The following is a 12,914-nucleotide window of genomic DNA, read 5'->3' on the forward strand; positions in this document are numbered from 1 at the left end:
ACAAAGGTTTTGGTTCTTAGGAGACCTTTTTAGCGACTTTTTGTGATTTTATAGGCTTTTGTCGCATTTTTTTTCGCTGAATCGTCAGTTGAACATATGAAAGCGTTTGTTGCAGTTCAGGCGTCAATTGATAATGGTCAACTAAGTATTGCCGCGTTTTTTCGCTGAAGAAGCCTCGCATGAAGGTAAAGAAAAAGCCCTCTGGATTTTTGACAGTCTTATAGCGATACATTTGTTCGATGGCTTTAGCGATCGCATCGGCGATATCGTTCTTGAAGTACTCATTATGCTCAAAGGTCAATACCTCTGCCTCAGCAGGTAAGCCAGCTTGGATATATTGCTGGGTACTAGCATATTTTGCTTTAAAAATCGTATCAACAAACCAACGGGCCTTTTGATAATCCCCTTCACAAAACGGCAAGAAGCGTTGAAAGGCTTGCTGCGGTAATAGATGGGCATAGCGAGCACTTAAACCGTCAATCAAACTTTGTTCCTGCGAAATAGCAGCCGTTTCTGGTAGCGGCTCTGTTACGTTTGTTGCTCTTGTGGTTTGTTTTGCTAAATGTTTTTGTGTACTTATAAGCAAATCTTGCGCGTTCGTAGACGCAGATTCTGCTTCTCTATCCACAGTGGATAACTCAATTGTTTTTTCTGGAACATTGTTTTCCACAGGTACTATCGTTTTGCTGCTGGTATGATTTTTGAATGCTAGTTTTACAACAATCCCCTCTTCTGGAGCTTTAGGATTGGAAACATAGATTCGATAATTCTTCAGTCCATGACGAATAACCTGGATTAACCCAGCTTGAACTAAACGAGTCTTTAAATTGGTCACTTTTCTCTCAGACACACGCAATAAGTCTGCTGCTTCTTCATTAGAAAAATAAATGTACGGAAGTCCAGCTTCATCAAGCCAGCTGCCGTCTTTTTGGGAATTATAGATACTGCAGGTCATTCGCATCGTATATAATGCGTGAAGCATCATGGCCTCAATGGAAAGATTTTCATACTGTGGATTATTAATTAAATTCAAATCAATCGGAAGATAATTTCCGTTGGGTAAGTTTGCTGCTGTCATGATATTATCCAAATTTGTGGACACGACAAAAAACCTCCTTGTTCACTCTCAAAGTTAATTACGAAAGTTTTTAAAGGAATGCTTACTGTCACAAGATATCTGATTGAGAAAGTAACCAAAATATGGTATACTTAATAGAAGGTTAGGCAAACACCAATTTTTCTAACCCTTAAATGTTTATCTAAATGTGACAGGCTAATTCGCCAAAATTAGCTCAAACCTTTGAGTTTAAAGATCGCCAAATCTTTAAACTCTTTTTTCGTTTTTTTTCTACATGTATAGAATAATGGATTAAAAGCCTGTTGTAAAGCGATTCCCAACCATCTTTTTTTAAGGTAAACTTTTTTAATGTTTACAAAAGCAATTAAGGTTTACTATAATGTTGATATAAAAACAATTTTGGTTTACTTTATTAAATGATGTAAAAGTCATTTTGGTAAACCTTAATTAAAGTAATAGCAGCTCTCTTCTTAAGTGATAATGTGGATAAAAAGTAATGTGGATAAGGAGTTCATAAGTTATCCACAGAGGGCAATGAGGGAAACCTCTTTCACCCAAAAGTAAACTTTTATAAAAAATTAACCTTAATAAAGGTAAACTTAAATATCAGATAACTTTAAAAAAAGTAAACCGTAATGCTGATTACAACTAGCATTACGGTTTACTTTATTTGTGTTTATTTCTCATCATTTTCTAATTCTTTGAATAATTTTTGGTACTTCGGCTTGTCTTTATACTCCTCCATGGAGGCTTCTTCAAGCTGGTTTAAGAAACTTCTGTCGTCTCTGGACAGTCCCTTTTCAATATAAAAATCATATAAGAAGTCGATCATTCTATCCGGAGTATAGTCATCAAACTTCGCATTGATCAAGTTTTGTAAACGAATCTTCGTCCGAGCAGAGATTTTCTGCATCTCAAGCGCCTTATAACGAGGGTCCTTATATTGTCGCTTTCTCCCCCGCTTTCCTGCGCCACTTTCTTGATGCTGAGAAGGAGTCGTCTGAATTTGGCTTCGTTCATTTAATTGCCTGGTTTCCTCTTGGAATGAGGAACGTCGAAAATCCGTTTCTGGGCTAAGGGTTCTCTTTGCTAAGAGGTCCTGAGAGCTGGGCTTCTTTTCTTCTTTGTCTTGGTTGGAATACTCAGACATTTTTTCAATGCCTTTATTTTTTTTATTCGCCGTCAAAAGCGAATCTAGCTTCATTTTTTTCGCCATTTAACGTCTCCCCTACTCTTCACCGCTTAATATGAGGCGATGTTCATCAATTTCGTCCAAAATATTAACGAAAACCTCGTGTGCGCGCTTGTCCCATTGCTCAACTTTGCCGTTTTTGTTGATTTCATAGGTAATTCCCGACCCATCGTAGCGTTTCAAACGGCTCTGATTCAGTACCACAGTGTCCAAAAGATGGGCACCATAGATTTCTCTTGCTGCGGTATAGATCTCTTGGTCAACTGAATCCCGTTTTTGCATCATGAATGGAACAATGCCGACGACTTCTAGATCAGTTTCATATTGTTCAATGAAGAAATTCATGTAGTCAATGTAGTTTTGGGCTCCTTTTAAGGATTTCACCTGTGTCTGCAAAATGACGATAACATATTCCGCCACATACATGGCCGCATTTGAATAAGTACTGATCGTCGGTGGCACGTCAATATAGATCACATCGTAAATGCTCTTCAATGGTTCGATCAATTCTTCCATATATTTAAATTGAGACAATTTATCGCCAGGATATTTTTCAATCATATAATCTGGAAAATCAGAGAAAGAAATATTTGCTGGGATCAAATCCAAATTAGGCATGATCTCATATATGGATGACTGAATGTCTCCCGTCCGAACGGCTTCCCAAATTGTTTTGTTGAAATCATCTGGTAAAGTATCATTCCCAAAATTTTCTGCAGTTAATGATAAAACGTCACTTGTGTTTCCTTGAGGGTCCAAATCGATAACCAACGTTTTACGATCCTTACGAAACGCACTCTCGAATGAAAGCATCTGAACGGTAGTCGATTTGCCGACGCCTCCCTTAAAATTTCCTACTACATATGTCTCTGCTTTTTTTGGCATAAAAATTCTCCAATCATAATTTCTCAATTAAAGTTTACTATAAAGCCTTTGAAATATCAATAAGGTTTACTACAATTATTTGTTATAGGGTAAACTATAAATACTTTTATCATAGAAGTTTACCTTAATATCTTAAATTGAAGTATACTACAATTTAGCATTTAAGGTACACTCTATTTTATCATATAAGGTATACTCTAATATAATTGAGGTTGACACTATTATTTCAATTGAGTTTACTTCAAATAGAGATAAAGTATACTCATATTCATATAAGGTGTACTTTATAAATATATAAATGCCTATATATTAGCAATTCTATGTTTGAAAAGTATACCTTAATAATACTTGGGTAAACTTCAAATATACTAAAAGTAAACCACATATGATGGTTAATCTTAAATAAAGTAAACCAATACTATTAAAGTATACTGGAAAACCTTTTATTTAAAGTTTACCCATTTTATAAAAAGTAAACCGAAAAGAATCTTTTTATTTAAGGTAAACTTTTTCTTATCTTTAAATAAGAGTAAACCCTTATATTGATTAAAAAGTAAACTTTAATAGAATAAAATGAGGTTTACCTATTTATAAAAGTAAACCGCAATATGTAAGTTTAAGGTATACCGGATAATATGATAATGAGGTAAACTCTTTTTTTAAAAAGGTAAACCATATTTATTTTAAAGTTTACTCCATTTATCTAATATAAAGTAAACCGTAGAAACAGCAAATTTGTTAAATAAAGTAAACTTAAATTAAAAACATTGGTGTGTAGCAGTATATTCGATAAAGGATTGAAGTAAACCTCAATAATATTTTTAAGGTAACCCTTTTTACGTATAGGTAAAAGTAAACTTTAATTATTTTAAGTAAACTAAACTACAATGATATAAGGTATACTTTATATAGATGTTTTCAAATAGTATTAAAAAGTTTACTTTAATAAAAAATACTGAAACTATAGTTCTATTTGAGGTAAACTATATTTTATCAATGTTGAACTGGATTAAAATAAAGTAAACTTAATAGCATTAAGAAATGGAGTTTACTGCAATAAAATAGGCCATTGAGGTATACCTCAATGGCTTTAAAGTAAACTTTATGAAAACTCTACAGTTTGAATTGCTCGATAGATTTGATCAGCGGTAATATTAGGGTCAACCATATTAAAGGTTTCATTGGCGGAGGCGGCATGGTTGATTACTGGCAAAAGGGCTTCCTTTGAGGTATCGAAAACATTCAGTTCTTTCAGCTTCAAAGGTAAGCCAGCAGAACGATAAAAGCCTTTCAGTTTCTCTATTTCATCCAGATCTTTTGTATAGGCTAATTGGACTAAAATACCATAAGCGACCTTCATTCCGTGAAGCTGGTCATGGGTATCTTCCAAATAGGAGAGACCATCATGAATGGCATGGGCACCTGCAGAACGTCCATAAGAGGCAGCAAAGCCGCCAGTTTCTCCTGCCAGACCGATGATCGTATCAGTAACACGGTTGAAGGCAGGTGTAGGTTTGTTTTTCTCTAAGCTCTCAATAGCTGGGATCGCATCCTTCAGAAGAAGTTCTTGAATGGCTTTAGCACTAGCGATTCCAAGGCGGACATAGGCTGATTTCTCATCCTCTGGCAGATTACGGGTGATTCCTTCGATCTCGTACCATTTAGCTAGAGTATCACCGATTCCAGCAACGAAGTAATCTCTTGGCGTTTGCAATAGAAATGTTGAATCAACGAGGGTTAAAAAGGGTGCTCGTTTCATAAAACCCATCGCTTTGAAGGTTCGATTCGGATGATAAACCGCCACGATCGGGGTGAAGGGTGCACAGTTAGAGATCAGTGTTGGGATAACCATTAGTTCAGCATTCAGCTCTTCAGCAGTCATCTTGGCAGTGTCGATGACGCGTCCGCCGCCGATGGCAAGAATCAGCTCGGTTTGACCAATTTTTTTGGCTAATTCTACAGCATTTTCGTGGCTAGAGCTGCCATCGTATCGATAAGTGGGGTAGTGGAGCTCTTTGCGATAATACTTTTTGAAGGCTTCGGATGATTTTTCACCTGTAATAACGGCGATTTTCTTGAAGCCAGCTAAGTAGCTTGGTAAATTTTGCAGAATATTCTCCCCGCTGGCGTAGCGATTGGCACCAGGGCGTACTTCAGTAGTAATGTCCATTCAGTTCAACTCCTTTTTATATTGAGAAACAAGTTTTCTCAGAGAAACATGCTTGATTTAATATGTGAGATTTCAACTAGTTTATGCTTTGTAAAAATGAAAGTCAACTGTGTTTTTGATGATAAAAAAGTGTTGACAGTTTTTATTTTGACCTGTAAGATACGATTTAACAATTTGTTAGACAAAGAAACGTGATGAAGAGAAAAGTATAAATGACGAAGCATCAAAGAGAGTCCGGGTAGGTGAGAGCGGATATGCGGAAGAATTTAGAAAATGGTCTCTGAATGGCATTGCCGATAAGTAGGCAGTGACGGGGCAGCGCTCGTTAACAACGCTCAAGTATGATTGTACTTGTTGAGGCAATAGCTGTGAGGCTGTTGCAAATGAAGGTGGTATCGCGAGTAAGCTCGTCCTTTTCCTGCACATAGTGTGGGAAGAGGGCGGGCTTTTTTTCTTTGCTAGCAAATTGTAAAAAACGAAATTTTGGAACAGGGATAAAGACAAATTAGGAGGAAATGATGATGAAAAAATTAGGTAAAGGAATTTTATTAAGTATAGCGGCGTTAGCGGTGAGCGGAGTCTTGGCTGGGTGTGGAACAAAAGGCGAAGCGCAACCCTTAGATGAGAAGAAGGTAACGATCGGTGTCACGTCTGGGCCTCATCAGGAAATTTTGGAGGAGGTTGCCAAACAGGCGAAAAAAGATGGACTGGAGATCAACATCAAGAGCTTTGATGACTACAACACACCTAATACCGCATTAAGTGATGGAGATTTGGATGGAAACAGCTATCAAACTCTCTCTTTTTTAGAGCAGCAGGTGAAGGATAAGGACTACAAGATTGAATCAGCCTTTAAAACAGTGGCCTTTCCATTAGGGGTTTACTCTAAAAAAGTTTCTGATTTAGGTAAACTTCAAAAGGGTGACAAGGTTGGTGTGCCGAATGATCCAACAAACGAGTACCGGGCGCTGAAATTGTTAGAAGAAGCGGGTGTTTTGAAGCTGAAGGATGGGGTGGAAATCAAAGCAACGAAGAATGATATTGCTGAGAACCCTAAGGATATCGAGATTGTCGAGCTGGAGGCGTCACAGATTCCTTCTCAGTTGGGAGAATTGGCAGCAGCGGCGATCAATACCAACTTTGCCTTTGGAGCTGGTCTAACAATCAATGATGATGCGATCTATCATGAACCATTAAAGGATAACCCTAATTACAATGTGTTTGCCGTTCGAACAGAAAATAAGGACGATAAGATCGTGAAAGAGATTAAAAAATACTACCAATCGAATGAAACGAAAAAATTTATTGAAGAAAAATTCAAAGGTTCGGTTGTACCAGCATTTTAGAAAGAAGGGAGACTTCACATGATCGAGCTTAGAAAGGTTTCGAAGGTTTATCAACAGAAGAAACGGCGTGTCGAAGCGGTAAAAGAGGTTAGTCTGACGATCGAAAAGGGCGAGATTTTCGGTGTTGTCGGGTACTCTGGAGCGGGAAAATCGACTTTAATTCGCATGATCAACTATTTAGAGCCGCCAACAACAGGACAGATTTTGATCAATGGTCAAAATCTGGGCGAGCTCAACAAAAAAGAATTATTGTTAACTAGACGTAAGATCGGGATGATTTTTCAGGGGTATAACTTGCTGTCGACAGCGACGGTTTATGAAAATATCGCGAAACCACTGAAGCTGGAGGGTGTACCAAAGGAGGTCATCGCAGAACGGGTGGACCGCTATTTGGATTTGGTGGGTCTGACGGACCGTAAGGACAATTATCCAGCGCAATTGTCTGGTGGACAACGGCAGCGGGTAGCGATTGCCCGAGCTTTGGCTCATGAACCGGAGATTTTATTGTCGGATGAAGCTACCAGCGCCTTAGACCCGGAAACAACGGAATCGATTTTGACTTTATTGACCAAGATCAATCAAGAGCTGGGGATCACGATTTTTCTGATTACTCATGAGATCGATGTGGTACAGCGCATCTGTGATCGGGTGGCCGTGATGGAGGATGGCAGGGTCGTAGAGGTAGGTCCTGTGATCGATCTGTTTACTCGTCCTGAAGAGGAAACGACGAAACGATTCATTGGTGCAAATGACGGTTACAATGTTCCAGAAGAGGTTTTAGCGACGTATAAGGGCAGCGGACGTCTCGTACAGCTGCAATTTATCGGAGAGGAAGCGACGGAGCCGATTTTGGCGAAGGTAGCAAAGGATTTTCCATTGAGTCCGAATATTCTCAGCGGTAATATCGGTTATTTGAAGGAAAAGCGTCATGGACAGCTATTAGTTCAGTTTGATGGCGGAACAGACGCTGATTTTCAGGCGGCGAAGGACTATATCCAAAGCCAAGGGATTATTGTTGAGGGGGTTGTGTAATGAGCGAATTTTGGAATCAATGGGGGACTGTCGTGCTTGAAGGCTTGGGGCAGACGCTAGTGATGGTTTGTGTGGCTTTAGGCTTGTCGATTATTATCGGAATACCATTGGGTGTGCTGCTAGTCATTGCTCGACCAGGCGGATTGAATAGTAATCTTCCCCTCTATTCAATCTTAAATAGTGTCATCAATGTGCTGCGTTCGTTGCCATTTATCATTTTATTATTCTTGATTTTGCCATTGACCAAATTAATTATGGGAACGACGATCGGCGTGCAGGGGGTACTGCTACCGCTGATCATTTACACAGCACCCTATTTAGCTCGGTTGGTGGAAACGTCACTTTTAGAAGTCGATGGCGGCGTGATCGAGGCGTATCAAGCGATGGGGATCAGTCATTTTCATATTATTCGCAGCGTACTGTTGAGAGAGGCGCGGGGCGGGATCATTCGCGGGTTGACGATTGCTATGATCGGTTTGATCGGTGCGACAGCGATGGCGGGTCTAGTCGGTGCAGGCGGGCTAGGCAGTATTGCATATCAGTATGGCTTTTTGCGCAATGAGCCGGCAGTGATGTATACGACGATCATCCTGCTGATTGTATTAGTTCAGATCGTCCAGTCATTAGGCAATACGATCGCCAAAAGTTTAGATCGAAGTTAAGGGAAAACGATGAATCAGGGAGTGCTTCAGCCCGATTCGTCGTTTTCTTTTTGCTATAATAAAGCTGGAGGTGAGGTAGTTGAAAGCCAAGGATCTATTGACTGCAATGCAAGTGGATGCGACTGGAGAGCTGAAAAAATTATCTTCTTATACATATGTTTTTGTCAATGATGGGGACAAGCAGACGAATCATTTAGCTGTTAAGGTAGAAGCGGGGAACATTATTTTGACGAAGCAGCAAGGAGAGCGATTAACGCTGAAGCAGTTGATCAAGGTACTGAATGAAGCCAAGGATGCAGAGATTTTTGTCGAAGAAGAGCTGGTTTTTGGCTATAAATTGATCAAGCAGGGAATTGTTTTAGGGTAAAAGTTTTTCATCTAGTTTTAAAAACTAGATTGAATTATTTTGTTAACTATGATATAGTATCTTTAATAAGTTTATCAGAGGTGACGAATCAATGGAGAGACAGTTTAGCCGGAAGTACTTGATCACGAATGAAGTGTTGAATGCGGTGACGCATGGTGTGGGTGTGTTTTTGAGTATTGTTGGATTCGTTCTTTTGCTTAAGAAAGCCAATAGCGGGCTGCACTATGTTTCCTTTATTATTTACGGGGTCTCGCTGCTGCTCTTGTTTTTAGCATCGACCTTGTACCACAGTTTAATTTTTACCAAAGCCAAAAAGATCTTTCAGGTCTTTGATCATTGCTCGATTTATCTGCTGATCGCTGGGACATATACGCCCTATTGTTTACTATATATCAAAGGAACAATTGGAATCGTATTGCTGAGTGTCATTTGGCTGGCGGCGATCATCGGGATCGTCTACAAGAGCCTGACATTGAGCAAGGTCAAGTCAGTATCGAAGCTGTCCACAATCATTTATAATGTGATGGGCTGGGCAGTCGTCATTGCATTGCCAAGCCTGTATCACAGTGTTGGACTGAAGGGTCTGCTGCTGCTGGTTGGCGGCGGCGTTGCTTATACAGTCGGGTCGGTCTTTTACAGCATGAAAAACCGGCGTTACATGCACGTCGTTTGGCATCTATTCGTGATGCTGGGTGCGATGCTGATGTTCTTTTCAATTTATTTATAAAAGGATAAACAAAAATGAGTTGCTTCCGCTTGGGAGGCAACTCATTTTTTTATAGATAATCATCCTCGGAAAAGCCGGTATTGCGATAGGCGCCTTCATCAGCGAAATACTTATTGTAGCGCTGTTTGAACTTGCGGAAGGTGAAGACGACGAACAATTTGATCATGGAGTAGATCGGAATACCGAAGATCACACCGACCAAGCCTAAAAGATCTCCCATAACCAGTAAAACCACTAAGATTGTGATCGGGTGAATCTTCAATTTGTCTCCCATGACCCGGGGAACAACGAGGTCCCCGTGTACCAGCTGTACGACAAACCAGGCAATCACAAATTTCACCACCATCAGATTTGAATCCTGAAAGGCGATAAACATCCCCGGTAGGAAGGCTAAAAACGAGCCGATGTATGGGATGATACTCAAGATCCCGGCAGCCAATGCGATCACTGTCGCAAATTCCAGACCCAACAGTAGGAAGACAACCCAATAGATCAGACCCAGCAGCAGTGAGGCAATGACTTGGCCTTTTAAGAAGGCGCCTAATTGTTGATTAGCAATCTTAATCAGTGATCGGCAATCCTTTCTAAAACGCGGCGGGATCAGTTCAATCACAGCATTGTAAAGCTTATGCGGACTTTGCAGTAAAAAGAACGAGATGATCGGTCCGGTAAACAAGGTGATAGCTGTGCTTGAGACCGCTGAAAAGATCGTTCCTAAGCCCTTTGCCCCGTCTTGCCAGTTATTTCCCAGATAGGTCAGCGCTTCTTTGGTCAATTTGTCTAATGAATCCAACGCTTGGTCAGACGAAGCCGCAAACGGCGTTGAATCTAGGATGTTTTTGACCGCACTTTGAAAATCATCAATGTAATTCGGAAATTGCTTGATCAGGTCTTGCGCCTGGTTTTGGATCACCGGAATCAGCCGAGCGCCGCCAAAAAAGAACAGACCAAGGATCACCACGTAGGTAAGGATGATGCTGATTGTTCGCGGTACGCCCTTCTTGCTTAAGAAGTTCACCACGGGGTTCAACAGGTAATACAGCAGCAGCGCAAAGACCATTGGCGGCAGCACCGTGGTGATAATGACTACAAGCGGTCTGAAAATAAATGAAACAGTATTCAGTAAATAGATGGCTAAGGCACTTAAAATAATCAGCCCGATCATGTAGTACGATGTTTTCCCGCCAAAAAATTGAATGATTTTTGAGGGTTTCTCTTTTTCCATAGAACGAATCTCCTTATTCGATTTAATAGACTATTTAAAAAAACGTTTGTCCTGTTATTGAATCAATAAAAAGCAGGGCAAACAGTGATCATAGAAATAGTATACCGAATGTCCGGTAAACTGTATACTTTTCAGAGTTTTTGATTGAAATGGGTAAAATGGCGGAAATGAGTTTTTTTCTAACACATTGACAGATTAATAGGAAAGGATTATTCTTTCGATATGGGGTATGGGGGTATATAGCATAAACGGAAAAATAAGGAGGAGCAAGCATGTCACATAAACCGGATCATCAGGTGGATAATCTTGTAAAACGAATCAATCGGATCGAAGGGCAGATCGGCGGGATCAAGAAAATGATCGTGGATGAAAAGCCTTTTGATGAAGTGATCATTCAATTGAACTCAGCCAAGTCGGCGATTCAAAAGATTTCTCAGATATTATTAGAAGCGCACGCGGACCATACCTTTATGGATGCAGTGGAAAGCGGAAAAACTGAACAGGAATTAGAAAGCTTACGGCGAGCGATCCATCAATACAGCAAGATGCTTTAAGCGGGGGAACGTTATGACTTCACTTAAAGAAAATAAAATTTTGGCATTAGCCATTCCAGCGACGGTCGAGAACATTTTGCAGACGGCTGTAGGCTTTATTGACGCGCTGATGATCTCAAAGATCGGATTGGTGGCAGTGACAGCCGTCGGGATTGCTAACACGATCTTGAATGTTTATCTCGCGCTGTTTATAGCGCTGGGTGTGGGGACTTCTGCTTTAATTGCACAAAAAATTGGGGCAAAACGTGAGTCTGAGGCACAAATTATCACCAACCAATCGGTTCTTTTGACTATTGTGATCAGTCTGCTGTTGGCTTTGGTCTCAGTGCTCTTCGGAAGTCCGCTACTGCGAATGATGGGTGCTTCTGATCGAATTTTGCAGGAGTCCTTAACGTTTTTCGTAATTGTGGGTGGCGGTGCGCTGTTCATGGGTTTGATGACGATTTTCGGCAGTATTTTACGAGCAACTGGCGATACGAAATCACCGATGAAGGTCAGCGTAGTGGTCAACATCGGAAATATCGTGATCGATTATATCTTGATCTTCGGATTGGGACCGATTCCGGCGTTGGGTGTCTTAGGAACCGCGATCGGGACGGTTTTATCGCGAGTACTGGGTTGCTGGCTGCTTTATCGTAAGGTTCAGCTGTCGAAAAGTCCATTGGATTGGTCAACCTTGTTCGCATCGAGCAACTATCGTCCATTAATTAATTTATCAATTCCGGCTACATTGGAACGATTAGTGATGCGGCTGGGGCAGGTGCTCTATTTTGGTTTGATTGTCAGTATTAGCGCTAAGACTTTTGCGGCTCATTCGATTGCGGGAAATATTGAAAGCTTTACCTATATGCCGGCGTATGGTTTGGCAACAGCTGCCACGACCTTAGTGGGCAATGCGATTGGCGCTCTCGATCCTCAGCAGGCCAAAAGATATGGCTATTCGGCCGCAAAATATGGGGTGATCTTCATGTCGCTCTTGGGTGTGATTTTATTTTTCGGGGCGCCATTTTTCGCCTCATTATTCACCTCGGATCAGGAAGCGCTACGACAGATTGTGATCGCGTTGCGAATTGATGCTTTTGCGCAGCCAGGGTTGGCGATCAGTTTGATAACGACAGGTTCTCTGCAGGGGATGGGCGATACGAAGTCGCCATTATATAGCACGGCCTTTGGAATGTGGGGAATTCGTGTGGTTGGTGTGATTGTTTTATCCAAGTATTTGGGCTTAGGTATCGCCGGTATTTGGCTGTCGATTGCGATCGATCTTTACCTGCGTTCTCTGTTCTTGGTTTATAAATTCAATCATAATCTGAGTGATAAGAAGACAATACTCAAGGAAACCTCTGAATGATGTCAGGGGTTTCTTTTTTTTATTATGATGAACGACCGATCATTTTTTCCAGGATATTGGTTTACGTCTGTCTCTGGGTCGTCGATTCACCTTAGAGAAATAAGACTTACAGATGACAAAAAGATCGCCATTTAAGCATTTTCATGGTCGCTTAAGCGGTAGGAATTGTGTGCAACATCCGTGACTTGCGCAAGTTCTGTTTGGGATATCATCAATTGATATAAATCTCGAAAGACAATAATATGAATATGTCAGAAAGTACTTATTTATTTGGTACTCTAAAATATAAATTTGGACTATATCTGTATCCTGTTAAAAAAGAATT

Annotated in this window: 12 protein-coding genes and 1 other annotated feature; of the genes, 7 read left to right on the top strand and 5 right to left on the bottom strand. The window is 40.5% G+C overall.

The window, feature by feature from the left end; translation table 11 throughout:
- Positions 1-16 precede the first annotated feature (16 nt).
- From E6139_RS10625 to E6139_RS10640, 4 genes are all read right to left on the bottom strand, one after another.
- Complete coding sequence (locus E6139_RS10625) at positions 17-1,102, bottom strand: replication initiator protein A (RefSeq protein WP_316403046.1); 1,086 nt, start codon at positions 1,100-1,102, stop codon at positions 17-19.
- Positions 1,103-1,754: 652 nt separating this feature from the next.
- A complete protein-coding gene (locus E6139_RS10630; protein WP_316403047.1) occupies positions 1,755-2,294 on the bottom strand; it encodes a hypothetical protein in 540 nt (179 codons plus the stop codon).
- A gap of 12 nt (positions 2,295-2,306) precedes the next feature.
- Positions 2,307-3,155 carry a ParA family protein gene (locus tag E6139_RS10635; protein ID WP_316403048.1) on the bottom strand — a complete coding sequence of 283 codons (849 nt, stop codon included), beginning with the start codon at positions 3,153-3,155 and terminating at the stop codon, positions 2,307-2,309.
- Positions 3,156-4,257: 1,102 nt separating this feature from the next.
- Positions 4,258-5,325: an iron-containing alcohol dehydrogenase family protein gene (locus E6139_RS10640; protein ID WP_316403049.1), complete on the bottom strand. Its 1,068-nt coding sequence runs from the start codon at positions 5,323-5,325 to the stop codon at positions 4,258-4,260.
- Positions 5,326-5,510: 185 nt separating this feature from the next.
- Positions 5,511-5,743 (top strand) — a binding site (T-box leader).
- A gap of 103 nt (positions 5,744-5,846) precedes the next feature.
- Here E6139_RS10640 and E6139_RS10645 point away from each other — a divergent pair.
- The 5 genes from E6139_RS10645 (at position 5,847) to trhA (ending at position 9,459) form a co-directional block, all read left to right on the top strand.
- Positions 5,847-6,671, top strand: coding sequence for a MetQ/NlpA family ABC transporter substrate-binding protein (locus tag E6139_RS10645; RefSeq protein WP_316403050.1), 825 nt, complete (start codon positions 5,847-5,849; stop codon positions 6,669-6,671).
- Between the two features lie 18 nt (positions 6,672-6,689).
- Positions 6,690-7,703, top strand: coding sequence for a methionine ABC transporter ATP-binding protein (locus E6139_RS10650; RefSeq protein WP_316403051.1), 1,014 nt, complete (start codon positions 6,690-6,692; stop codon positions 7,701-7,703).
- Positions 7,703-8,365: a methionine ABC transporter permease gene (locus E6139_RS10655; protein ID WP_316403052.1), complete on the top strand. Its 663-nt coding sequence runs from the start codon at positions 7,703-7,705 to the stop codon at positions 8,363-8,365. Before E6139_RS10650 ends, E6139_RS10655 begins: the two co-directional genes overlap by 1 nt.
- Before the next feature lie 79 nt (positions 8,366-8,444).
- Positions 8,445-8,732 (top strand): hypothetical protein, encoded by a 288-nt coding sequence (locus tag E6139_RS10660; RefSeq protein WP_316403053.1) that lies wholly within the window; start codon positions 8,445-8,447, stop codon positions 8,730-8,732.
- Between the two features lie 91 nt (positions 8,733-8,823).
- The gene (gene trhA / locus E6139_RS10665; RefSeq protein ID WP_316403054.1) at positions 8,824-9,459 is read left to right on the top strand and encodes a PAQR family membrane homeostasis protein TrhA; all 636 of its coding nucleotides are present in this window, start codon (positions 8,824-8,826) and stop codon (positions 9,457-9,459) included.
- A gap of 49 nt (positions 9,460-9,508) precedes the next feature.
- Here the strand turns inward: trhA and E6139_RS10670 are convergent, their stop codons facing one another.
- Complete coding sequence (locus E6139_RS10670) at positions 9,509-10,684, bottom strand: AI-2E family transporter (protein ID WP_316403055.1); 1,176 nt, start codon at positions 10,682-10,684, stop codon at positions 9,509-9,511.
- A gap of 272 nt (positions 10,685-10,956) precedes the next feature.
- On the opposite strand from E6139_RS10670, the gene E6139_RS10675 reads away from it, so the two are divergent.
- A complete protein-coding gene (locus E6139_RS10675; RefSeq protein ID WP_316403056.1) occupies positions 10,957-11,238 on the top strand; it encodes a metal-sensing transcriptional repressor in 282 nt (93 codons plus the stop codon).
- Between the two features lie 13 nt (positions 11,239-11,251).
- Positions 11,252-12,589: an MATE family efflux transporter gene (locus tag E6139_RS10680; protein WP_316403057.1), complete on the top strand. Its 1,338-nt coding sequence runs from the start codon at positions 11,252-11,254 to the stop codon at positions 12,587-12,589.
- The last annotated feature ends 325 nt before the right edge of the window (positions 12,590-12,914 follow it).

This window comes from Enterococcus sp., from assembly GCF_032555305.1.
Lineage (GTDB): Bacteria > Bacillota > Bacilli > Lactobacillales > Enterococcaceae > Enterococcus_A.